The sequence below is a fragment of the uncultured Psychrobacter sp. genome (assembly GCF_947500265.1).
In the GTDB taxonomy this organism is placed as follows: Bacteria; Pseudomonadota; Gammaproteobacteria; order Pseudomonadales; family Moraxellaceae; genus Psychrobacter.
Genome location: NZ_CANMRN010000001.1, coordinates 399,217 through 424,700, shown reverse-complemented (window position 1 = coordinate 424,700; position 25,484 = coordinate 399,217). Strand labels below are relative to the sequence as shown.

Below are 25,484 nucleotides of genomic sequence, written 5' to 3'. Positions count from 1 at the left end.
AATATGATTTAAAAAGGTACTATGATAAATATTAATGATATTAAAATAGCCATTATCGGTCTTGGCTACGTTGGCTTACCACTTGCAGTCGAGTTTGGTAGAAAAGTTACTACAATAGGTTTTGATATTAATAGTAATCGTATTTCTGACCTGATATCGGGTGTAGATCATACGTTAGAAGTTAGCAAGGAAGAGTTGGCCCAAGCCGCGCATTTGAGCTTTAGCTCAGACATCACTGAGCTGCAAGACTGTAACTTTTATATTGTAACAGTACCAACCCCTATCGATGCGTATAAGCAACCAGACCTTACTCCATTAGTGAAAGCATCTACAGCTATAGGTGGCTTACTTAACAAAGATGATATCGTAGTCTACGAGTCTACGGTATACCCTGGTGCGACTGAGGAAGTGTGTATTCCTGTACTAGAGAATATCTCTGGACTTACCTTCAATCAGGACTTTTTTGCAGGGTATAGCCCTGAGCGTATCAACCCAGGCGACAAAGAGCATCGAGTGACTAATATCTTGAAGGTCACCGCAGGCTCTACGCCAGAGGTAGCCGATTTTGTCGATGAGGTATATAACTTAATCATTACCGCAGGTACGCATAAAGCTCCGAGTATCAAAGTAGCAGAAGCGGCAAAAGTCATCGAAAATACGCAACGAGATGTCAATATCGCCTTGATTAATGAGCTGGCTGTTATCTTTAATAAGATGAATATCGATACTGAAGCTGTATTGACCGCTGCCGGTACTAAGTGGAACTTTTTACCCTTTCGCCCTGGCCTAGTCGGTGGTCACTGTATCGGTGTTGACCCTTACTACCTAACCCATAAAGCTCAAGCCATAGGCTACAACCCTGAGATTATATTGGCTGGTCGCCGCTTAAATGACAGTATGGGTGAGTATGTGGTAACGCAGCTGGTCAAAACAATGATTAAAAAGCGAATCCAAGTTGAAGGCGCAAAAGTGCTCATATTAGGACTTAGCTTCAAAGAAAACTGCCCGGATGTTCGCAATACTAAGGTCATTGATATCGTTCATGAGCTACAAGAGTATAATATCGACGTCGATATCTACGACCCTTGGGTAGACAACCACGAAGCCCAGCGTGAATACCATATTATTCCAGTTAGTGAGCCTATCGCCAATCAGTATGATGGCATTATATTAGCTGTTGCCCATCATCAGTTTGTCCAGATGGGTGTAGACCGTATTCGCGCTCTAGGTAAAGATAATCATGTGCTATACGATCTTAAATATGTATTTGCTACAGATGAGACTGATATCCGTTTGTAAGCTGGTTAATCATAAATAAGAGCCGTAAATAGTAAGAGAAGCCCTATGAATTTAAAAGCAGAGAGTTCAGTACCAACACAGACGACGTATGAGAAAGTGAAGCAAGAGCTGGTAAACGCACCAAAGACATGGTTAGTGACTGGAGTCGCCGGTTTTATAGGTTCTAACTTACTCGAAACCTTGCTACTACTTAATCAAAAGGTCGTCGGTTTAGATAACTTTGCCACTGGATTTCAGCATAACTTAGATGAGGTGCAATCACTGGTAACGGCTGAGCAGTGGCAAAACTTTAGCTTTATGGAAGGCGATATTCGTAAGCTAGACGACTGCTATGCCGCTTGTGTAGACGTAGATTATGTCCTGCATCAAGCCGCACTTGGCTCAGTACCACGCTCTATCGCTGACCCTATCGCGACGAATGATACCAATATCTCTGGTTTCTTAAATATGCTGGTTGCTGCTCGTGATGCCAAGGTTGCTAGTTTCACTTATGCTGCTAGTAGCTCAACGTATGGCGACCACCCTGCTCTGCCTAAAATAGAAGACAATATTGGTAATCCCCTATCCCCTTATGCAGTGACTAAGTACGTCAATGAGCTGTATGCAGATGTGTTTGCTCGCACTTATGGCTTTAATACTATCGGTCTGCGTTACTTCAATATCTTTGGTAAGCGTCAAACGCCTGATGGTGCGTATGCAGCTGTGATCCCTAAGTGGACGGCAGCTATGATCACAGGCGATGACGTATTCATCAATGGTGATGGTGACACCAGTCGCGACTTTAATTTTATCGAAAACGCAGTACAGGCCAACATCCTAGCAGCAACTGCTACTGAGGAAGCGAAAAATGAGGTATATAACGTGGCGGTCGGTGGTCGTACGACATTGAACACACTATTCACAGCACTACAAGAGAATTTAGCCATCAATGGGGTAAGTTATACTCAGGATGCAGTGTATCGAGACTTCCGTGCAGGTGATGTACGTCATAGTCAGGCAGATATCAGTAAGATACAGAATGCACTCGGCTATGCCCCTCATTTTGATATTGTTCAAGGTATTGAAAAAGCGATGCCTTGGTATGTTACTTTTCTCCAAAACAGTCTGTAGTTGAATAAATTATGTTAAAAGTAATAAGACAGCTTTTCTCTTTGCTGACTGATAAACAATTGAAGCAGTTTTATACATTGCAAGTATTGGTTGTCATAATGGCTTTTACTGAGCTATTAGGAATTGCCTCCATAGCACCCTTCATGGCACTGGTTGGTGATATTAGCATACTAGAAACCAACAGTATTTTTGCTGAGCTGTATCAAATTTCCGGTTTGAATGATCCCATGGATTTTTTATTCTATGCTGGATTAACTGTTCTAGTAATGTTGACTTTATCTACCGTGATTTCTATGTTTACGATTTGGAAACTATCAATCTTTGGTGCACGCATTGGTACGGAGATTGCTAATCGCCTCTATACCTATTATATGCAACAAAGCTGGCAATTCCATGCAAGCGGCAGTAGCGCACAGCTTACCAAACAGGTATCTACTGAAGCTGCGCGAATCAGTAATGGAATAATACAGCCGTTAGTGCAAATGAATGCAAAGCTCGTCTTAGCACTGTTTATATCTATCAGTATTATAATTTACGATCCAGTCATCGCGGTATTGGGTTTATTTATATTTTCATTAGCATATTTACTACTATACAGATTGGTCCGGAAAAAGTTAGTAAGCAATGGTCAAAAGCTTTCTGAAGTATCAACCCAACGCTTTAGACTCATGAACGAAGGTTTTGGCGGTATCAAAGACGTCTTACTGCTAAACCGAAGCTACGATTTTATAACCCGGTTTAATGATAGTGGCAAGATCTTTGCTCGTGCTCAAGGAACCAATATAGCCATTAGCCAAGTACCTCGCTATTTCATAGAGTTAATAGCCTTCGGTGCGATGATTTCACTAGTTCTAGTGCTGATTAAACTGCACTCTGGTAACTTGGGAGAAGTCCTCCCCATTTTAGCCGTTTATGCATTGGCAGCATTTAAGCTGTTGCCAGCTCTACAGCAGATATACTCTAGCGTTTCTCAAATTAAAGGAAGCAGTGCTGCCTTTGAGGCCGTTAAAGACGACTTAGAGCACTCATTTGAAAACCAGAAGGCCATTAGTAAAGCACCTATGCCTACACCGATAAACCTCAATCAAAGTATTGCTCTGAATAATATAGAATTCAGTTATCCTGGTAAGGATAGAACAGCAGTGGACGGCGTCAATATGAGTATCCCTGTTAATGGCGTGATTGGTTTGGTGGGTTCATCAGGCTCTGGTAAGTCTACCTTGATAGATTTATTGCTTGGCTTACTGACACCTCAACAAGGCAGTCTGTATGTAGATGATATTCGTATTACTGCGGATAACAAACGTGCATGGCAAGACCTGTTGGGCTTTGTACCGCAAAGCATATTTCTGAGTGAAGGAACCATTGCTGAAAACATTGCCTTTGGTGTCCCAGCGAAAAACATTAGTCTAGAGCAAATAAATAAAGCATTAACCTTAGCCAACCTCACTGAGTTGGTTGAGCAACTGCCAGATGGTATCAATACCAAAGTAGGTGAACGAGGTGTACAACTCTCTGGTGGTCAACGTCAGCGAATTGGTATTGCGCGCGCACTCTATCATGAGGCCGAAGTATTAGTCTTTGATGAAGCAACCAGTGCGCTAGATGGTATTACTGAAAAAATAGTTATGGATGCCATCCATGAGTTTAATGGCAAAAAAACCATCATTATGATTGCTCATCGTCTAAAGACAGTAGAGAAGTGTGATCTCATCTACTTTATGGATCATGGAAAAATAATAGATTATGGTACCTATCAAGAGCTTATAAATAGAAATGCAAAATTTAAAGAAATGGCATTACATTCTTAGATATTCTTAAAGCAACAGGCAGCTGTAACGATAGTAAAATTTTTTTCTTTACTTTTACATGAACAATATCTTCTCAAGTTGGTAATATTCTTATGAAAATATTAATTACAGGTGGCGCAGGCTTTATCGGTTCTGCTGTCATACGCCATATTATAGATAAAACTGATGATCAAGTACTAAACGTCGACAAACTAACTTATGCAGGCAATTTAGAATCACTCAAAGTAATTGATGGTAGCCCACGATACGAGTTTCGACAGATTGATATCTGTGACGCAGAATCACTGAAACAAGCCTTTACTAGCTTTGAGCCCAATCTGGTTATGCATTTGGCTGCAGAGTCTCATGTGGATAGATCTATCGATGGACCTGCTGAATTTATCAATACTAATATCATCGGTACTTACAATTTACTAGAAGCTGCACGTCAGTATTGGCAAAGTCTTGGTGAGGCAGAAAAATCTCAGTTTAAATTTCATCATATTTCTACTGATGAGGTTTATGGTGATCTAGAAGGTACGACTGATTTATTCACTGAGTCTACACCTTACGCACCAAGCTCACCTTATTCTGCAAGTAAAGCAAGCTCAGATCATTTAGTGCGTGCATGGCAGCGTACTTATGGACTACCAACTATTATAACTAATTGTTCCAACAATTATGGCCCATACCATTTCCCCGAAAAGCTTATTCCCTTGGTTATACTCAATGCTTTAGACGGTAAGCCATTACCTATTTACGGTAAAGGTGATCAAATCCGCGATTGGTTGTTTGTAGACGATCATGCCCGCGCTCTATATAAAGTAGTCACCGAGGGTAAAGTGGGTGAAACTTATAATATTGGTGGTCATAACGAAAAGCCAAACATCGAAGTGGTCAAGACTATTTGTCAGATATTAGATGAGTTACAACCAAAAGTTGACACGCAAGCATATGAGTCACTGATTACTTTTGTCAAAGACCGTCCAGGCCATGATTTACGTTATGCTATCGATGCTAGTAAGATTGCCAATGATTTAGGCTGGATACCAGAAGAAAGTTTTGAAACAGGTATACGTAAAACGGTTGAATGGTACTTAGAAAATTTAGAATGGTGCCGCCGCGTGCAAGATGGTAGTTATCAACGTGAAAGACTAGGCACTACAGAATGAAAATACTACTATTTGGTAAAAGTGGTCAGCTAGGTTGGGAGCTTCAACGCACTCTTTCACTACTAGGTACATTGATTGCACTTGATCGCTTAGGATCCAAAGATTTATGCGGAAATTTATCTGATTTAGAAGGTTTACGTAATACTATCAACGCTGTGAAACCAGATATTATTGTCAACGCAGCAGCTTATACAGCAGTGGATAAAGCTGAAAATGAACCTGAGCTTGTACAGCTTATTAATGTGCAAGCACCAGAGCTATTAGCTCAGGAAGCCAAAAGAGTAAACGCTTTACTAGTCCATTACTCCACCGATTATGTGTTTAATGGTGAAGGTAAAAATCCCTGGCATGAAAATGATAATCCAGCACCTCTTAACCAATATGGTCAGAGTAAGCTTGTTGGAGAGCAGTCTATACAAGCTAGTGGTTGCAAGTATCTAATATTTCGAACCAGTTGGGTATATGGTAGCAAAGGTAATAATTTTGCTAAAACGATGTTGCGGTTGGCGAGCGAACGTCAATCGTTATCAGTAATCAATGATCAAGTGGGTGCTCCAACTAGTGCAGCATTGTTAGCGGATTGTACGGCTCATGCTATATATCAAGGCGTCCGTAACCCCCAACTTTTAGGTTTATATCATTTATCTGCCAGCGGAAAAACTACTTGGTATGAGTATGCTAATTTGGTCATTGAACACGCTCGAGCTATGGGCAAAGAACTGCTGGTAGACGAGATAAAACCAATAACTACTTTAGAGTATCCTACTCCTGCAAAACGTCCGCTCAATTCAAGACTTGATACTACAAAATTCTGTAATAATTTTAATCTGGTGTTGCCGCAGTGGCAAGATGGCGTGATCAGAATGATTAATGAAACTAACAACTATTGAGAATGTAATATGACAAAGCGTAAAGGTATTATTTTAGCTGGTGGTTCTGGTACTCGTTTGCATCCTATCACGATGGGAGTATCTAAGCAGTTACTCCCTATATATGATAAACCAATGATTTATTATCCATTGTCGGTATTAATGTTAGCCGGCATTCAAGATATTCTACTTATCTCTACTCCTGAAGACCTGCCTAACTTTGAAAAAATGCTAGGTAATGGTAGTCAGTTTGGGATTAACATAGAATATGCTGAGCAACCTAGCCCTGATGGATTGGCTCAAGCATTCGTTATTGGTGAAGATTTCATTGGTGACGGTAGTGTATGTTTAGTGCTAGGAGATAACATCTTCTATGGGCAGAATTTTTCTTCTAAGCTCAAAGCAGCAGCTGCACAAGATCAGGGTGCCACTGTATTCGGTTATCATGTTGCTGATCCAGAGCGCTTCGGTGTGGTCGATTTTGATGAAAACGGTGTCGCTCTAAGTATTGAGGAAAAACCTATTCAGCCTAAATCTAACTATGCGGTTACGGGATTATATTTCTACGATAATCGTGTCATTGAGATTGCTAAGTCTCTATCACCTTCACACCGTGGTGAGCTCGAGATTACTGATGTCAATCAACGCTACTTAGATGATGAGCAGCTACAAGTTGAGCTATTGGGTCGTGGTTTTGCTTGGTTAGATACAGGTACACATGAATCGTTATTGGAAGCAGGTCATTTTGTGCATACTATCGAGCAGCGTCAAGGTTTAAAAGTAGCTTGTTTAGAAGAAATCGCATGGAACAATGGCTGGATCTCTAACGATACCCTTCGTGACCAAGCTGAGAAGTTCAAAAAAACAGGCTATGGTCAGTATCTCTTTAATCTTCTGAACGAGAAATAAAGTGAAATTAATTCAAACTGACATTCCTTATGTTGTATTAATCGAACCAACGGTCTTCACTGATGAGCGTGGCTGGTTTATGGAAAGCTTTAACGAGCAGCGCTTTCACCAAGAGCTTATCAAATTAGATTTACCAGTCCCTCGTCCTTTTGTACAGGATAATCACTCTTGCTCAAATAAAGGCGTCTTGCGTGGATTGCACTATCAATCAGCGCCACATGCACAAGGTAAGCTTGTACGCGTTACTCAAGGTGCCGCTTTAGATGTCGCAGTAGATATTCGCAAAGACTCACCTACCTTTGGTAAGTGGGTCAGTGCTGAGTTGAATAGCAAGAACAAGCATATGCTATGGATACCTGAGGGCTTCGCTCATGGGTTTATCGCATTAGAAGACAACACACACTTCCTGTATAAAACGACAGATTATTATGCAAAAGAGTGCGAAAGATCTATACGTTGGGATGATAGCGCACTAGCTATTGAATGGCCATTGTCTATGGAATTGATTGTTAGTCAAAAAGATAAAGAAGCAAGCAGTCTTAGTCAAAAGACCAGTGTAGATATGTATTAAATTAAAAGTACCTTAAAAAATTAAACCTATCATAAGTAATAACTAACCTGTTCATATCTTATTTATAAACTAACTTTTCAAAGTTTTTCAATATTATTACTACTGGTAAGTTATAGCTTTGAAAGAAAAAATAATTGAGAGATATTTATTAAATGAAGTTTTCAGTCGTAATTCCACTATACAACAAAGCTAACCATATTCAGAGAGCCATTGACTCTGTATTGAACCAAAGCATTCAAGATTTTGAATGCATCGTCGTTAATGATGGATCTACCGATGATAGTGAACAATTAGTCAAAAACTATAACAACAAATGCGTTAGATTAATTAATCAAAAAAATGGAGGAGAGGCTGCGGCTAGAAATAGAGGTATCAAAGAAGCAAAAGGAGATTTTATAGCATTTTTAGATGCCGACGATGAATGGGAGGTAGAGTTCTTAAATATTATTTCTGGCCTTATAGCAACCTATCCGAATGCTGGAGTTTTCGCTACCGCTCTAAAGGTAAAAGAGAGAAATGGTCAGTTAAACACGTATTACTATAAAAATTTGCCACCTCACCCTTGGAATGGAATAATTCCAAGTTATTTTGAATGTCTTTCACATGGAGCATACCCGCTCTCCTCTAGTAGTACATGTATAAAAAAAGAGCTGCTTTCAAATATTGGTAGCTTTGACTCTTCTCTCAAAATAGGTGCAGATATTGATATGTGGGTTAGAGTTGCTTTGAATACTGAAATAGCCTTTTCATCAACTGTAGGGGCAGTGTATTATCGTGATGCTGAAAATCGATCAGATAAAATAATCGACTTTACCGAAAGAGAATTATTTTTTTTGCATAACTTAGAGAAATATAGTTCTTATCCAGGAATGGCAGATAATTTTCTAACATCTCTAAACAATTTTCGAGCAAAGAAATTAAAATCTATTATAATACGCTATCTTATTAATGGTCAGAGACTACGAGCAGCCAAGGTTTTTTTGAGAAATAATAATTTATTCAAAGATAAAGATAAAGCTTACTTACTATTACGTTTACTGCTCCCCAATACACTCGTCAACGTCATCAAGAAGAAAAATAATAAATAGATATTTTATATATAGTCGCTATTTTGCCAAAATTTTTATTCAAAAATAATTTTCTGATATTTCGATGGTGTCTAGGATTTCAAGTTAAATTTGTAAAAATATAATATTAATAGAGTTTCAATATTCGTTATGAATTGGGTATATAGATAATGAAAATAGTTTTTGTAATAGGTAGTCTACGTGGTGGCGGTGCAGAGCGAGTTCTCTCTTTAGTAGTGAATGAACTATCGACAAGAGGCCATGAAATAACTGTTATTACCAAAACGCCTGAATGTGACTATATATTAAATACTGCTGTAAAATGGCGGCCTATTTTTGAGAGAGAAGAAATAAAATCTGATTTTTTTGATAAGTTAAGTAGAAGAGTAAAGTATTTCCCAAGACTATTACTTAGAATTAATAAGGAAAAACCAGATCTAACAGTTTCTTTCCTTGTAGGTATGAATAGCAAAGTTACTATAATCTCTAAACTATTAAATATTCCTGTAATAGTTTCTGAACATACCAATTATAAGGCAGGCGTAAGCTTTTCTTCTTGGGTAGAGCGACGCTGGATTTATAAATTGGCAAACGCTGTTACTGTACTTACAAAGTATGATTATGATAATTATTATTCAAAATTTTTGAATAACGTATATGTTATGCCCAATCCAGTTAGTTTTGAATCTATCAATGAGTTAAGGCCTAGAGACAAAACCATCTTAGCTTCAGGAGTGTTGGACCGTTGGAGTATAAAGGGTTTCGACAACCTACTTAAAATATTTTCGAATGTTGTAATAAGGCATCCAGATTGGAAATTAAAAATAGCAGGTGCTGGTGATAAAGGCAGAGAGTACCTTGAGTCACTAGCTATCTCTCTAAATATTGAAAATAATATAGAGTTTTTAGGATTTTGTACTGATTTGGATAGCACTATGCGGGAGTCATCAATTTTTGTATTGAGCTCTCGTTATGAGGGTTTTGGAATGGTCCTGATTGAGGCCATGTCTCAGGGCTGCGCTTGTATCAGCTATGACTGTGTTGCGGGGCCTGGTGAGATAATTACCAATGGAATGGATGGTATTTTAGTAAAAGACCAAAATACCGAGGTTATGGAAGCTGAGCTGTGTAGGTTAATCGATGACGATGAGTTGAGGTGGACATTAGCCAACAATGCTAGAGAAAATGTTAAGAAATTTTCTCTAAATGCTATCGGCAATAGATGGGAGCAGCTAGCCCGGACTGTTACTTCTTAATTAGTCGTTACAATGTCAAATCCAAGAAGTCTTATAGCCATAATAATATTTTAAATATCTAATTCATGAGACTCTAATTAGGTAATCGAATACATATCGCAATATCCTCAAAGTTACATCTATTAAGATTTCTAACAATATGTTTGTTATTTTTCGAATATGGTCAACGGCATATAAATTATATGGTATTTTATGAAAAAGAAAATTGCATTCCTGCTTCCTAATTTTTCAACTGGTGGAGCGGAGAAAGTTACATCAATTTTGGCTAACGAGTTTGCAAATAAAGGTTTTTCTATCGATTTAGTATTGCTTGATGCTCATGGTGAGCTATTAACAACATTGGATAGTCGCATCAATGTGATTGATCTAAAATCTTCTAGAATCCGTCAGGGGTTTTTGCCTCTGTTGCAATACCTGAAAGCAGAACGCCCAGATACGTTACTTGCTTTAATGTGGCCATTGACCTTATTAGCAGTCTTAGCATTTAAACTCGCCAATCTGCCGGGTCGCGTTGTGGTATCAGATCGTACAACCTACTCACAGTCACCTTTGCTTAAAAGTCGACTAAATCGATTCATCTTTAAGTCTAGTATACCGTTAATTTATCCTTTAGCTAATGCAAGACTTGCCGTGTCGGCTGGTGTAGCTGACGACTTATCAAACCTTAGCCGTATTAACAGGGATAACATTACAGTAGTTCATAATCCTATTAGCCAAAATATTCCAGCCTTTAGTATGCAGCAACAACAAACAGCCTGGCAAAACTTCCACGGCAAAAAAATTGTCGCTGTTGGCTCTCTGAAATGGGCAAAAAACTATCCTCTTTTATTACAAGCATTCGCTATTCTATTACAGAAAGAACAAGCAATTTTGACTATTGTTGGTCAGGGTGAGCTACTTTCAGAGCTGGAGCTGAACGCCAAGAAGTTGGGCATTGAAGCATATGTTCAATTTGTCGGTTTTAGTAAAGTACCACAAAAATGGATAGCTTCGGCTGACTTATTTGTTCTATCATCACATTATGAAGGCTTACCGAACGTTATAATAGAGTCGTTAGCTATGGGCACTCCTATAGTCTCCACTGATTGTAAATCCGGCCCTAGGGAGATCTTATGTGATGGCAAATATGGCAAACTAGTACCTGTAAATGATATTGATGCTTTCGCACAAGCAATGCTGCAATCTTTGAAAGAAGAACATGACATTGAAGGCTTAAAAAAGCGTGCAGCTGATTTTTCAGTTGATAAAATTGCCGCTCAATATTTAGATATCATGTTTCCTGAGAGACTAGTAAAAAATGACTAAGAAAAAAATACTATACTTATCTTACACTGGTCTGATGGAGCCACTAGGTCGTTCACAGATTTTAGCTTACCTATTACGGTTATCAAACGAGTATCAATTTACTATTATAAGTTTTGAAAAACCTGAAGACCTCAATAATATTAATGATGTAAGGGCTTTAAAACAAGAATGTGAGAGTTATGGTATCAACTGGCAGCCTAAAGTTTACCATCATAAGCCAAGATTATTAGCTACCCTATGGGACTTATCAGCACTGATTTATTACACTTGGTCATACTCATACTCTAACAGAGCTCAGTTGATACACTGCCGTAGTTACATACCAGCGATAGCAGCATGGCTAGTAGGTAAAATAACTAAAGTGCCTTTCATTTTTGACATGCGTGCTTTGTGGCCAGAAGAGATGATCGATGCTGGACGCTTAGGCCGAGGTAGTATGATTCATCGAATACTAGTCTGGTTAGAGTCCAGACTACTAAAAGATGCGGCACATGTGGTTAGTCTTACCCAAGCTGCAGTTGATTACTTACAGGTACAACAGCCATATTTAAAAAACCAAAATTTTTCTGTGATAACGACTTGCGTAGATTTAGACAAATTCAAACTTAATACTGCTGTGAATAAGCCTAAGAAGCTCGGCACGATGGGCACAGTGATCAGTGGATGGTATCATTTAGACTGGTTGTTCTTGTCATTAAAAACTCAACTAGAAAGAGACCGTAGTTCAACATTTAAAATAGTCACACGTGATTCAGAGCAAACACTGCGTGAAATAGCGAGACAATACGGCATCGAACCTTCAATATTAGAGATTGAGAGCTCAAGCTCTAACGATATTGCAAGTAACATAGCTGATATCAAAGCAGGGTTACTTTACTTTACTGCAGGGATTAGTAAATTGGGCTCGGCCCCAACACGCATGGGTGAGTTTTTAGCTTGTGGTATCCCTGTGATCGGTAACCGCGGTGTTGGTGATATGGCTAGCCTAATAGAGAAATACCAAGTAGGTTTGGTTATTGAAGATGGCAGTCAAAAATCTATAGAACAAGCATTAGACAACCTTGACGAGCTCTATCAAGATAAAGAATTAAGCAAACGTTGTCGATATGCCGCAGAAGAATACTTCTCTGCGGATAAAGGAGCCGAGAAGTATCGTAAAGTTTATAAAGCAATAACTTTACTCTATAAAAAGTGACTGCTCGTTTTTTTCATGAATATTGTAAAAAGGTTTTAAAATGAAAGTGCTGGTTTTAACCAAATATCCTCGTATGGGTGCAAGTTCTCGATTAAGAACGCTACAGTTTTTACCTTTACTGGAGACTAGTGGCTTTGAGTTTACCGTTCAAAGCCTATTTGACAATACCTATCTTGAAAACCTGTATAACAACGGCAATCGATTTAAGTTGGCAAGCGCACGCTATTACTTCAAACGTTTTCTAACACTATTAACGGTAAAGCAATATGACCTTATCTGGATTGAAAAAGAGTTATTTCCTTATTTTCCTGCTTTTTTCGAGAAAATGCTGGCCACAATAGGTGTGAGATATATAGTAGATTACGATGATGCTATATTTCACAATTATGATTTTTCAAAAAACAAACTAGTACAATTATTTCTTAAAAAGAAAATTGATAAAGTCATGAAGTATTCTAGCTGTGTTATGGCTGGTAATAACTATCTTGCAACAAGAGCCAAAAGCTCAGGAGCTAAGAACATAAAGTTAAGACCTACTGTAGTCGACCATTTGAAATATAAAACCAAAGAAAATGTAAGTAAAGATCTTTTAACCATAGGTTGGATTGGTTCACCCACTACTCAAAAGTATATTACTGAAATTGCACCCATGCTATATGAAGTTAATAGACAGTGTTCGTTTCGCTTACTTTTAGTTGGTGCTACGAATGCTATTAAAAAAGATCTCCAGGGATTAGAGGTAGACATTTATCCTTGGGATGAAAATACAGAAGCTGACCTAATTCGTTTAATGGATATAGGTATCATGCCCCTACATGATGGGCCTTGGGAAAAAGGAAAGTGCGGATATAAGCTCATTCAGTACATGGCAAGTGGCGTTCCAGTCATTGCCAGTGATGTCGGAGTGAACCGCGAAATAATAGAAAATTCAAAATCTGGTTTACTTGTCAAAGAGCAATCCGATTGGAGCAGTACTATAGTCAAGTTGATAAACTCACCAAATTTACGTGCACAGTTTGGTGAGGCAGGTAGAGATGCTGTAGAGCAAAACTACTCTATACAAAGCCAATTACCTAAGATTAATAAGATTTTAAATAGTTTTTTGGTCTAAAAATAGACTTTATAAAAGTAGAGGTAGGAATAAGTGTTAGACCTGAATTTGATTAATAATTATAGTTTTATAGCACTTAGACTATATGATTTACCTGCTCTTCTTATATGCCTACTACTAATAATAATATTGGGATACAAGTTTAAGGTTCCAACAAATTATCAGTTGCTCTTAGTGTTACATTGTTTCTTACCATTTGTATTGAATGACGTATTGTTTAGCGTTCACTATATGGGTGATCAACTTAGGTATTGGCAAGGCGTAAATGCTATAAGAAATGGTGAACTAGGCTTTGTAGAGGCTCTATTTAGCGGACAAAATGTTCTACAGGCGAGTGCTTTTCTAGCCGCGATACCTTTTCCAGCACCCTTTTCCTATATAAGTTTAGGTTTCTATAACACAGCGCTTTATATCATTCTCTTCTTCATACTTTATTTCAAAAATATATTCACAAAATTTACTGTATGGTTTTATTTGCTTTTTCCGAGTGCTGCGCTTTATACAGCTTTAAGCTTAAGGGAGACACTAATTTTCTTTTTTATGATTCTGACAATTGTTTTTGCTCGAGAGTCCAAGATATTCAGAAGTATTCTTTGTATTATCCCCATATATGTTATTAAATTTCAGAACTTTTTTATTCTAGGCCCTATCGTTTTAATGTATTTTATTTTTAGTGTTGCACAGAAAGGCATGGGGCTAACTAAAGCACTAATCATCAGTATTATTAGTTTAACTGGACTTATTTTATCGGCTCCTATTGCTATTCCTTTGGTCAATAAATATAGAGCAGCTATGTATGTTGAGGACGGAGGAGATATTGCAGACATTACATTGATATCTGGAATAGGTGATTTTGTCATTCAAGGCCTTACTTCAGGACTATACTTCCTCTCTAAACCGTTTATATGGGAAGCACGTGGCCTACTGCCTTTCATTCAATCATTCGAGAATTTATTTGTACTAAGCATTTTGTTTCTAATTACTCGCAATGCTTGGATAAAGAGTCCAGACAAGCTCGCTTTCTGGCTTTTATTCATGATATTGTCCATGTCTGTCTATGGCTTGGTAGTATTTAATTACGGTACTGCAGTTCGTTATCGCTATCCATTTGTCATGATTTACGTATTATTTGTTTGTGCAGACTGTAATATCCAGCAACTTTTGCCTAATAGACGTTTCCTTTTTAAATGATAACGTCTTATATCTTTATATTTGTAATGAATCCCAATATCAAGTCAAATCAGTTAGGTGAAATACTGTGAAATTTTTAATATGTGCAAACTACTTACCTCATGTGTTGAACTTTCGAGGTAAGCTATTAGAAGCAATAGCCAATCTAGGCTACGAGGTACACGTCTTAGCACCGGATCTAGAGTCACATACCAAAGATTATAATACATTACTTGCCTTAGGTTATATCGTACATGCTGTACCTATGCAGCGTACTGGTACAAATCCTATTGCTGATATGAAGACACTGATAGTTACCTATCGACTATTATGTGATATACAGCCTGATTATATGCTTTCTTACACTATCAAACCTATCATATATGGCACTCTAGCAGCATGGCTTGCCAAAGTACCTAAGCGTTTTGTGCTGTTATCAGGCCTTGGTTATACTTTTCAAGAAGTTGAAGAGTCTGGAAAACGTAGTGGATTCCAAAAGTTAGTACATGGTCTATACCAGCAGGCCTTATCTAGATCGACTAAAGTATTTTTTCAAAATCCTGACGACTTAAACCTATTTAAAAAACTTCAGATACTAAAATCTAGTATACCTGCTGTGATAGTTAATGGCTCAGGAGTAGATGTGGCCGACTTTAATGTACTGCCCTTCCCTACAAATGAATCCGGAAATATCATACCTTCTTTTTTACTTATCGCCCGCCTTCTTAAAGATAAAGGTATTGTCGAGTATATTGAGGCTGCTAAAATCATAAAACAGCAGTATCCTTCAGCCCAGTTTCATTTGGTAGGATGGATAGATGAAAACCCAGCAGCAATTGATCAAGCGCAGCTAGATGAATGGATAGCAAGCGGCATCATCACCTACTGGGGCAAACTCGACGACGTTAGACCTGCTATTGCTGCCAGTTCTGTATACGTACTGCCATCATATAGAGAAGGTACATCGCGATCTGTATTAGAAGCTATGGCTATGGGTCGGCCTATTATTACTACGGATGCGCCAGGCTGTCGTGAGACAGTGACTGAAGGCTTGAATGGTTATTTAGTACCTATTAAAACCGTGAATGAGTTGTCGTACGCTATGGAAAAGTTTTTGGTAAATCCTGAGTTGATTACTACTATGGGGCAAGAGTCTCGTAAATTAACGGAAGATATCTACGATGTTCATAAAGTGAATGCTTTCATGATTGAAGAAATGGATTTGGTAGATTTAAATCATTCAAATTAGACTTACTCTCATTTTCCTTGAAGTTACTCCTCAGCATCTGATTTAAGTTACTGAATAATTACAGTTTCTTTACTTCTATAATAAGTTATACTTGTCGAGTTTTTCACTGTTTTTAGCACTCTATGAATAAGAATTCATTTATGTTCAATAAAAGAATATTTGCGTCTTTAAAGTTTTTACCTGTTCAGCTACTCATCGGACTATTACTATGCACTTGGATCCCATACTTGTTCTTGGATTGGAGCTATTTAGACCAAGGGTTCAATACGACAAGCACGTTTAATATTCTCATAAGTGGTATGCTTACTTCGTTAACTTTATTTACTTTGAACTTGATACGTCAGTTTCCAGGTATTAATTCGAGTTCATACATACTGCCCGTATTTATTTTTTGGTTTGCTTTAGTTTTTGTGCCTGCTGAATTGACCAAGTATTCTTTTTCTTTGATTTATTATTGCATCAGCGGCATATGCCTACTCAGCTATCTTTTCATTATTGATATAATCAATCGTCGTTATACCGTTCAAACTCTTGCTTATATTCCAGTGGGTAGAGCGATAAATATGCCAGAACAAGTGCCTTCTGCAGATTGGTTAAAGCTAGATACAACCAACTTAGGTCAGCATGTAAATGGCATAGTAACAGATCTTCATAGTTACGATTTGACTGATGATTGGCAAGAGTTCATCGCTCATCAGACTTTGCAAGGCATTCCGGTATACCATCATCGTCATATTCGTGAATCACTCACTGGTAGAGTTAAAATCAACCATATGTATGAAAACGAGCTCGGCTCATTGCTACCTTGTGAAAACTATATGATGGTCAAATATTGTTTTGACTTTCTAATCATCTTAGCGCTATTACCGATGACTCTCATCATTTTTCTATTCACTGCGATAGCAATAAAACTCGAAGACAATGGCAAGGTTTTTTATACCCAGTTACGCGTTGGTCATCGAGGTAAGAGTATCAAAGTCTATAAATTTCGTAGTATGCGTGAGAAAGCTAAAGAAGTTCTGACCGTTGATAACGATGACCGTATTACCAAAGTTGGTTATTTTCTCCGTAGAACGAGAATTGATGAGCTTCCTCAGTTTATTAATGTCCTCAAAGGTGAGATGAGCTTGATTGGTCCTAGGGCTGAGTTTATTGATTTTGCTCTCAAACTTGAACAGCAAGTTCCCTTCTTTAATTATCGTCATATTGTAAAACCTGGCATATCTGGTTGGGCTCAAGTCAATCAAGGATACGCGACTGGTGCCGAAGAAACCAAATTAAAAATTGAATATGACTTTTATTATATAAAGCACATATCATTTACATTAGATTTGCTAATTTTCTTTAGAACCATTCATACCACGCTTACAGGTTTCGGTTCTCGGTAAGGTCATGAAATTAATAAACCATCTGTTTCGCTAACACTATAGATTATGAGTAAACTACTATGACAAAAAAACCTCCCTACCACCGCTTACATCATTTAAAAGTAATAAGCATTTTATTGAGTTTTGGCATAGTAAGTACATACGCTACTGCTCAAAACATATATGTCAATGATATGAGCTTAAAATCAGAACTGAACTGGTTGAACTCACAAGGTGTTATTCAAATAAGTACTAGTACATGGCCATTAACTGCAAATGAGATCAAGCGCGTACTTAGTCTAGCTAAAGTAAAAACTTCAGAACAACAGCAAATAATACAGTCAATACAACTTACATTAGGGCAAAAACCTAAATCGCTTGTTAACGCACAAGTTGGTCTATACGCTCAAACTGATAGACAACGTTTACCACAAACTTTTGCTGATAATAAAATGTCTACAGTACAGGCTAGTTTACAAGCTGGTATTAGTGAGGAAGATTGGGAACTCAATCTACAGGCCAACCTTAAAAATGATGACCTAATAAATAATGACGATGTGAGTTTTGAAGGCTCTTATATAGCAGGTAAATTTGCTAATCAATGGCTAATAGCTGGACAAATTCCAACTTGGTGGGGCCCTGGACATGATGGTAGCCTGATTCGGGGAGATGCAAGTCTTCCTATCGTAGGTTTGACTATACAGCGTGATGAGCAAAATGTGCCAACCTCTCCCTATTTATCTTGGGTAGGTCCTTGGCAGTATCAATTATTTGCAGGCCAGTTGGACGATTATGAAGCGGTACCAGATGCTAAACTTTTTGGTGCGCGTCTTACTGCTAGTCCATGGCCTTGGTTAGAAGTCGGAGCTTCTCGTACTTTTATGTGGGGGGGAGAAGGACGGCCTGAGAGCTTTAGCTCATTTGGTGATGCTCTGTTAGGAACAAGAGACAACGATACTACTTCTGGTAATACTGATCAAGATCCTGCCAACCAACTAGGAGGGTTTGATGCTCGCGTTAACTTAATGCCACTAGTAGGTGTACCGACTGGTATTTATGCACAGTATATCGGTGAAGATGAAGCTGGTGGCTTACCTGCCAAAAATATGTATTTAGCAGGTATAGACTATGCTTCAAGTATAAATGCGCTGCCTTATCAATTATATGCTGAATATACTGATACTCGTTCTAGCGGTGAAGCACGCGGCATATCCTATGATCACTTTCTCTATACAGATGGTTATTATCAACATGGTTATCCGCTAGGATATGGATTGGGTGGTGACGCCGAAAGTGTGGCGCTTGGTGGTAAGCTTTGGGTAGATAACCAAAACTTTATCTCTACTAAGCTACAATATGCTAAGGTTAATCAATCGAATGAGAGTGACAACCAAGCTTTTCCTGAGCCAGAAACTTTGAAAGTAGCTGATATAGCTTGGGAGCATCAAATGAATCCAAAAACGCTCATTTCTAGCCGAGTCTGGGCACTAGATTCGAACAAACAGTCAACTGATGTAGGTGCTGGTATTGGTCTTGAGTTTACCAATTTTTAGTGTAAAAATTATAGTTTAATAAAAAGACGCCGGTTTAGAGCCCTTTATAGAATTGATGTTCTATAAAGGGCTTTTTGCATTTATACAGGTTAGGCGAATCTTTATAGCGCAAAATAAACGTTAAATGTGTCGATAGACTCAATCAAACGTACACAAGTCAGGCTTCTTTAACCTAACATTGCTGGTTTGGTTAAAGAAAGTAACCTAGCGCTCTAATTGCCAGAACATGGATATAATCAACTTGAACAGCCATTCAATAACCACTACAATGCGTTTTTAGCACTTCTGGTGGTAATACTTTGTTTATTTTTGAGTAATCACTCAATATTGTTCGTATTTTTACCTGTATTTGTTATCTATTAGTCCAGTGCCATAGTGCCCGTTTTATTTGCTTAGCTTGTTTCAATTCAATTTCAGTTTTTCTCAACAAGAGATTATTTATGCCAAAACACCTACCACTCTCACTATTATTCCTTCGCCTTGGTGTCTTCATTGTGTTCTTTTTTTGGACGCTCGACAAATTTGTCAATCCTGACCACACCGCCAATGTGTTTTCTCAATTTTATGCATTAGAAGGCTTAGGCACCAGTATCGTATACGTGATTGGTAGCTTACAAATCATACTGATCTTCTCGTTCGTAATGGGTTTATTCAAAAAGTGGACATACGGCATCATTCTATTGCTACACGCAGCCTCTACTTTTGCATCCTTTGGTCTCTACCTCACGCCTTTTGACAACTTACTGTTTTTTGCTGCATGGCCAATGCTGGCAGCCTGTATAGCGCTTTTCTTAATGAGAGATTATGACACCTTAACCTTGGGTAAAAATAATCTCCCAGTATAAACGTCGATAGCAGTGCTTATTGATCCCCTAGTATAAATATCAGACAACAAGACACAATGTATATACTATTAAGACTACCGACTTAAACTTTTTATCGTGGTTAGGCGATTCAGACGATTCGATTTGATCGCCACCATTACTCAAACAGGGTTACTCAGGGATGAGTGTTCTACTGTTTGAGCAATAACTACGATTTTAGCCTTCGCTCCCTTATTTGGCCGGATTTTTCATGATTAAAAGAATATTTTTAATACTATTGATATTGATATTAGCGGCAAGTTTTTTTTATTTTGACCTAAATCAATTATTGACGCTTGATGGCTTAAAAGGGTCGATGGCACAATTTAATGACTATAAAGCGCAGTCACCGCTATTGATTATCGGTGGATTTTTCTTACTATATGTCGTCGTCACTGCCCTCTCCTTACCAGGCGCTGCGATTTTAACGCTAGCCGCTGGTGCTTTATTTGGCTTGGTACAAGGCTTGCTAGTAGCATCGTTCGCATCGAGTATTGGTGCTACCATTGCCTTCTTGGCATCGCGATATTTACTGCGTGACACCATCAAACAGCGCTTTCCTGAGCGGTTGGCAGCTATTGATGCAGGCGTCGAAAAAGAAGGTGGATTTTATTTATTTACCTTACGTCTGGTACCCATATTCCCATTCTTTTTGATTAACCTATTGATGGGTGTGACGTCTATTAAAACATGGACTTACTACTGGGTCAGTCAAATCGGTATGCTAGCTGGGACCTTTGTCTTCGTCAATGCAGGGACACAGCTGGCACAGATAGACAGCTTATCGGGTATTTTATCTTTCAACTTAATTGTCTCGTTTGCGTTATTAGGTTTCTTCCCATTAATAGCAAAAGGAGTGTTGAACATGTTTAAAAAACGCCGTGTTTATAAAAACCACACCAAACCTAAAAAGTTCGATCGCAATATGATTGTGATTGGTGCAGGCGCTGGCGGATTAGTCACAAGTTATATTGCCGCAGCAGTCAAAGCAAAAGTCACACTGGTTGAAGCAGGTGAAATGGGCGGTGATTGTCTAAATTATGGCTGTGTACCTAGTAAGGCCATCATCAAAAGTGCAAAAATCGCTGATCAAATTCGTCATGGTGAAAACTACGGTCTAGAGAACACTGTACCGCAGTTTTCGTTCAAAAAAGTGATGGCACGCGTACAGCAAGTAGTGGCTGATATCGCACCGCACGATAGCGTTGAGCGTTATACCAATCTGGGCGTCGATGTGGTCAAAGGCTATGCCAAATTAGTTGACCCGTGGACAGTAGAAATTCAATTGAACGATGGCGGCATGCAAACCCTAACAGCGCGCACCATCGTTATCGCCACGGGCGCCCGTCCATTTGTACCGCCTCTGCCAGGTATAGAAGAAACTGGCTACGTAACCAGTGACACGTTATGGACCAAGTTTGCCGAGCTAGAAGAAGCACCTAAGAAGCTAGTAGTACTGGGCGGTGGCCCCATCGGTAGCGAGCTTGCTCAGAGCTTTGCTCGGCTGGGTTCTAACGTGACGCAAATTGAGATGAGCGATCGCATTATGGGTAAAGAAGACCTTGAAGTGTCTACCTTTGCTCATCAGTCGCTCACTGATAGCGGTGTTAATATTTTGACCTCACATCAAGCGATGCGCTGCGAGATGCGTGATGGCAAAAAATACATTATCGTCAAACACAATGAAACAGAAATCGATATCGAGTATGATGAGCTTCTTTGTGCCGTTGGTCGTAGCGCACGCCTTGAAGGTTATGGTTTAGAGGCGCTAGGTATCGAAACCAATCGTACGATCGTAACCAACGAATACTTAGAGACGTTATATCCCAATATCTTTGCTGCAGGCGATATCGTTGGCCCATACCAGTTTACTCATGTCGCAGCTCATCAAGGCTGGTATGCCGCAGTGAATGGTTTATTTGGCAATCTGAAAAAGTTTAAAGTAGATTATCGCGTCATTCCGTGGGTTACGTTTATCGACCCAGAAGTCGCTCGTGTCGGTATCAACGAGCAAGAAGCCATTGATAAAGGCATCGATTACGAGATTACTCGTTTTGAATTTGAAGAGCTGGATCGCGCTATCACAGATGGCGCGGCTAAAGGCTTTATCAAAGTCATCACGCCAAAAGGTAAAGATAAAATACTTGGCGTTACGGTGGTGTCTGAACATGCAGGCGACCTAATCGCTGAGTTTATACTGGCCATGAAACATGGTCTGGGTCTTAATAAAATATTGGGTACTATTCATAGCTACCCTACTTGGGCAGAAGGCAATAAATACGCCGCTGGTGAGTGGAAACGTGCTCATGCGCCTGAGACCGTATTAAGCTGGTTAGAGAAATACCATACTTGGCGTCGCGGTTAGTTAATGGCAGTTTGATGATAAGCGTCATTGAACGATGCGACTGGTAGGAAAGCTCTAAAAAAAGCCGAACAAAGCTGGTTTAGATTTCGTAGTATCTGTTTGGTTTGATATGACAGGCTATGAGATCTTTACCGGCTTTACTAACATTTAAATCATAACGGAAACTTGAATGCACGTTATTACCGCTTTACCGATGCTCAAACGTCTTACGCGCTATAGCACCTACGCTATGGTGATGAGCATTTGTATTGGTATATCAGCAAGCACGGCATCACCTACTACTGCCAACATTAACCAAGACCTCTCACCTTGGCAGCAGATGGAAGCCCAAGGCAGCAATCAAGACGTTTATTTCTATGCATGGGGCGGTGATCCGCAAATTAACGCCTATCTACAATGGGTCGCCGATCAAGTCGATGACAAATATAGTGTCAACTTAGTCCATGTTAAATTGAGCGATACCAGTGAAGCAGTCAGTCGGGTACTCGCAGAAAAATCTGCTCATAATGACGATCAAGGCAGTGTTGATTTGGTCTGGATTAATGGTGCTAACTTTGCCACCATGAGTGAGAACTCGTTATTACTCAAACAATGGGCAAACAAGCTGCCCAATTTTGCGTTGACGGACCCAGAGAATAATCCAACCGTAAATTTCGACTTTGGTGTGCCGACCAACGGCATGGAAGCACCATGGGGACAAGCCTCTCTGACGTTTTATTACGATAGCTTAGCTACCAGTAAGCCACCAACGACTCTAAATGAGTTGACAGCTTGGACAGCACAAAACCCCGGCCGCTTTAGCTACCCCAAACCGCCTGATTTTTTGGGTATGAGTTTCTTAAAATACGTCTTAGTCATGCTACATGAACAACAAGACGCTCAAACGGGTAAAAACACTAGCGCACAGCTCAACTTGCCTGCCACCACAGAAAACACCGCGCTCGTATTAGATCCGCTATGGGCATTTTTGGATGACTTTCATCCAACCTTATGGCGTAATGGCGAGCAGTTCGTGCAGACAGGTGCGCAGATGCGGCGCTTGGTCGATGATACGGAGCTGAGTCTCGCCTTTACCTTTTCAGCACCAGAAGTTCCTGCAGCCGTGCAGCGCTATGACTTACCCCAGAGCATTCGCAGCTATGCCATGAGTGACGGCAGCTTAAGCAATACTCATTTTGTTGCTATCCCTTATAACGCTAGCCATCCTCAGGCGGCACAATTAGTAGCCAACTTTTTGATGAGTCCAGAAGCCCAAGCAAAAAAACAAACCCCTTCGGTATGGGGTGACAAAAGCGTACTGGTTCAATCTACACTTAGCCCTGCACAACAAGCATTATTCAAAACCAAGCAGCCCCATCCAAGCGCCCTGCCCTTTAATAGTGTCAAACGCACGGTAAGCGAGCCGCATCCAAGTTGGGTAGAGGCCATCCAGCAAGGCTGGCAAGCACGTTATGGGGTGAGTCCATGAGCCAAGGTTTTGATAAAATAACGAAAAAAGGTGATAGCCCTAGACCTATTACACTTGAGAAAAAAGACCTGTTTACGCGTATCGTGTCTTTTAGCCCCAAACTCTTAATTCTCATATTAATATTACCCGTACTCTGTGGCCTCATCTGTGTACTGTTGCCTGCTCTGAGCTGGCTTCCTGCCCTAGAAAAGACGACCTTGAATCTGCAAGGGTTTATAGACCTGTGGCAAACGCCTGGCATCACGCAGATGGCTGCATTAAGCCTGGCTACAGGACTTGTCAGCACCCTACTTGCTTTTGTTATTGCCCTGATGATATTGGCCGCGTTTTTTAACAGTGTTTGGTTGCAGCGTATTGAGCACTTACTAAGCCCTATCTTGGTCATTCCTCATGCAGCTGCAGCCATTGCCGTTGGATTTTTGATTGCGCCGTCAGGCATGTTTGCACGGCTCATCTCTCCTTGGCTAACTGGTTGGGAGATGGCACCCGATGGTATGTTTCCACATGATCCATACGGTATCAGTATCATCTTGGGTTTAACATTAAAGGAGCTGCCGTTTTTATTATTAATGGCACTGGGCGCACTTTCTCAGCCTGAACTTGGCAAAAAATTGCGTCAACAGTATACCGTTGCACTCAATCTTGGTTATTACCCAATTACTGCTTTTTTTAAGGCGGTCTTGCCCCTGTTATATCCTTTTCTGCGTTTACCGATTTTGGCCGTGTTGGCCTATGCCAGTGCGAGCGTTGAGATGCCGTTGATACTGGGCCCTAACACACCGCCAACGCTTGCTGTCTCTATCATACAATGGTTCAACGATGTTGACCTGACATTGCGTATCAAAGCATCAGCAGGCGCATTATTACAACTCGTACTGACAGCAGGTTTAGTCGCCTTTTGGCTGGGCAGCGAAAAAACTATCAAGGCAATATTGAATGTTTCATCAGTTAATGGCAAACGTCGTTATGCAGATGCTATTTGGCAAAAAGTCACCGCTATACTTACCGTAGGCGTGATTGGTTTTATGCTCATGTCACTCGCTGGCCTTGTTTTATGGGCATTTGCAGGGTTTTGGCGGTTTCCGGCGATGCTACCAGAGCAGTTCGTGCTATTACATTTTCAAAGTGCCTTTACCCAAATGAGCACACCACTGGTCAATACACTTACCATTGGTGCCGTCAGTACTGCCTTTGCTGTTTTTCTGACTTTGTTATGCTTGGAAGCTGAGCAACTGAGTGCTAAGCCGCTGTCACACTGCACCAGCTTTATTATTTACTTACCGCTCTTGGTGCCAAGTATTGCGTTTCTGTTTGGCTTAGTATGGTTACAGCAGTTGGCCAATCATCAGTCAGCATTTTTTAACGTGGCTTTTGCGCATCTTTTATTCGTGCTGCCGTACGTGTTTTTATCACTGGCCAGTAGCTATCGACGCTTAGACTCACGTTTTGCTCATGTGGCCGCCAGCCTTGGTGCTGCACCCATTAAAGTGTTTTTTCAGATAAAACTGCCGCAATTATTTGCCCCTATTTTGATTGCTATAGCACTCGGTCTAGCGATCAGCTTTGGCCAGTACTTGCCAACTCTATTGGCGGGCGGCGGACGTATTGCCACTATTACGACGGAAGCAGTGACACTGGCGAATGGAGCCAGTAGGCGCACCAGTGCTGTCTATGCCATTATGCAAATGGCGCTACCGCTCATCGGTTTTATATTGGCTTGGATGCTACCCAAATACTTTTTTAGAAATGGCACTCGATAGCACGCTAATCATAAACGAAAGCAAACGTTATCAAA

General features: G+C 39.8%; 20 protein-coding genes. All 20 read left to right on the top strand.

Translation table 11 applies throughout. The features are described from left to right. Window positions 1-21: 21 nt before the first annotated feature. The 20 genes from tviB (at window position 22) to Q0788_RS01675 (ending at window position 25,449) form a co-directional block, all read left to right on the top strand. Complete coding sequence (tviB, locus tag Q0788_RS01770; RefSeq protein ID WP_298807462.1) at window positions 22-1,299, top strand: Vi polysaccharide biosynthesis UDP-N-acetylglucosamine C-6 dehydrogenase TviB; 1,278 nt, start codon at window positions 22-24, stop codon at window positions 1,297-1,299. Window positions 1,300-1,344: 45 nt separating this feature from the next. Continuing rightward, window positions 1,345-2,409 (top strand): NAD-dependent epimerase/dehydratase family protein, encoded by a 1,065-nt coding sequence (locus Q0788_RS01765; RefSeq protein ID WP_298807460.1) that lies wholly within the window; start codon window positions 1,345-1,347, stop codon window positions 2,407-2,409. An 11-nt stretch (window positions 2,410-2,420) separates the two neighbouring features. Next, complete coding sequence (locus Q0788_RS01760; RefSeq protein WP_298807459.1) at window positions 2,421-4,220, top strand: ABC transporter ATP-binding protein; 1,800 nt, start codon at window positions 2,421-2,423, stop codon at window positions 4,218-4,220. Between the two features lie 92 nt (window positions 4,221-4,312). Continuing rightward, the gene (gene rfbB, locus Q0788_RS01755; RefSeq protein ID WP_298807458.1) at window positions 4,313-5,371 is read left to right on the top strand and encodes a dTDP-glucose 4,6-dehydratase; all 1,059 of its coding nucleotides are present in this window, start codon (window positions 4,313-4,315) and stop codon (window positions 5,369-5,371) included. Then, the gene (gene rfbD / locus Q0788_RS01750; RefSeq protein WP_298807456.1) at window positions 5,368-6,261 is read left to right on the top strand and encodes a dTDP-4-dehydrorhamnose reductase; all 894 of its coding nucleotides are present in this window, start codon (window positions 5,368-5,370) and stop codon (window positions 6,259-6,261) included. The genes rfbB and rfbD overlap by 4 nt, the downstream gene beginning before the upstream one ends. A gap of 9 nt (window positions 6,262-6,270) precedes the next feature. Further along, window positions 6,271-7,149 (top strand): glucose-1-phosphate thymidylyltransferase RfbA, encoded by an 879-nt coding sequence (gene rfbA, locus Q0788_RS01745; protein WP_298807454.1) that lies wholly within the window; start codon window positions 6,271-6,273, stop codon window positions 7,147-7,149. Window position 7,150: 1 nt separating this feature from the next. Further along, window positions 7,151-7,720, top strand: coding sequence for a dTDP-4-dehydrorhamnose 3,5-epimerase (gene rfbC, locus Q0788_RS01740; protein WP_298807453.1), 570 nt, complete (start codon window positions 7,151-7,153; stop codon window positions 7,718-7,720). A 152-nt stretch (window positions 7,721-7,872) separates the two neighbouring features. After that, entirely contained in the window at window positions 7,873-8,808 is a 936-nt protein-coding gene (locus tag Q0788_RS01735; protein WP_298807451.1) for a glycosyltransferase, read from the top strand. Between the two features lie 149 nt (window positions 8,809-8,957). Next, window positions 8,958-10,043 (top strand): glycosyltransferase family 4 protein, encoded by a 1,086-nt coding sequence (locus Q0788_RS01730; RefSeq protein ID WP_298807449.1) that lies wholly within the window; start codon window positions 8,958-8,960, stop codon window positions 10,041-10,043. Between the two features lie 192 nt (window positions 10,044-10,235). Continuing rightward, window positions 10,236-11,348, top strand: a complete 1,113-nt coding sequence (locus Q0788_RS01725; protein WP_298807447.1) for a glycosyltransferase — start codon at window positions 10,236-10,238, stop codon at window positions 11,346-11,348. Beyond that, window positions 11,341-12,543: a glycosyltransferase gene (locus Q0788_RS01720; protein WP_298807445.1), complete on the top strand. Its 1,203-nt coding sequence runs from the start codon at window positions 11,341-11,343 to the stop codon at window positions 12,541-12,543. Before Q0788_RS01725 ends, Q0788_RS01720 begins: the two co-directional genes overlap by 8 nt. Before the next feature lie 40 nt (window positions 12,544-12,583). Next, window positions 12,584-13,654 (top strand): glycosyltransferase family 4 protein, encoded by a 1,071-nt coding sequence (locus Q0788_RS01715; protein ID WP_298807444.1) that lies wholly within the window; start codon window positions 12,584-12,586, stop codon window positions 13,652-13,654. A 231-nt stretch (window positions 13,655-13,885) separates the two neighbouring features. Further along, window positions 13,886-14,845: a hypothetical protein gene (locus Q0788_RS01710; protein WP_298807443.1), complete on the top strand. Its 960-nt coding sequence runs from the start codon at window positions 13,886-13,888 to the stop codon at window positions 14,843-14,845. A 67-nt stretch (window positions 14,846-14,912) separates the two neighbouring features. Then, window positions 14,913-16,073 (top strand): glycosyltransferase family 4 protein, encoded by a 1,161-nt coding sequence (locus tag Q0788_RS01705; protein ID WP_298807442.1) that lies wholly within the window; start codon window positions 14,913-14,915, stop codon window positions 16,071-16,073. Between the two features lie 140 nt (window positions 16,074-16,213). After that, window positions 16,214-17,461, top strand: coding sequence for a sugar transferase (locus Q0788_RS01700; RefSeq protein ID WP_298807441.1), 1,248 nt, complete (start codon window positions 16,214-16,216; stop codon window positions 17,459-17,461). Window positions 17,462-17,634: 173 nt separating this feature from the next. Next, window positions 17,635-18,993, top strand: a complete 1,359-nt coding sequence (locus tag Q0788_RS01695) for a capsule assembly Wzi family protein (RefSeq protein ID WP_228707080.1) — start codon at window positions 17,635-17,637, stop codon at window positions 18,991-18,993. A gap of 440 nt (window positions 18,994-19,433) precedes the next feature. Further along, window positions 19,434-19,838, top strand: a complete 405-nt coding sequence (locus Q0788_RS01690) for a hypothetical protein (protein WP_298807440.1) — start codon at window positions 19,434-19,436, stop codon at window positions 19,836-19,838. 334 nt (window positions 19,839-20,172) lie between these two features. Further along, complete coding sequence (locus Q0788_RS01685) at window positions 20,173-22,221, top strand: FAD-dependent oxidoreductase (protein WP_298807439.1); 2,049 nt, start codon at window positions 20,173-20,175, stop codon at window positions 22,219-22,221. A 169-nt stretch (window positions 22,222-22,390) separates the two neighbouring features. Continuing rightward, the gene (locus tag Q0788_RS01680) at window positions 22,391-23,689 is read left to right on the top strand and encodes an ABC transporter substrate-binding protein (protein ID WP_298807438.1); all 1,299 of its coding nucleotides are present in this window, start codon (window positions 22,391-22,393) and stop codon (window positions 23,687-23,689) included. Continuing rightward, entirely contained in the window at window positions 23,686-25,449 is a 1,764-nt protein-coding gene (locus Q0788_RS01675) for an ABC transporter permease (protein ID WP_298807437.1), read from the top strand. The genes Q0788_RS01680 and Q0788_RS01675 overlap by 4 nt, the downstream gene beginning before the upstream one ends. Window positions 25,450-25,484 lie beyond the last annotated feature (35 nt).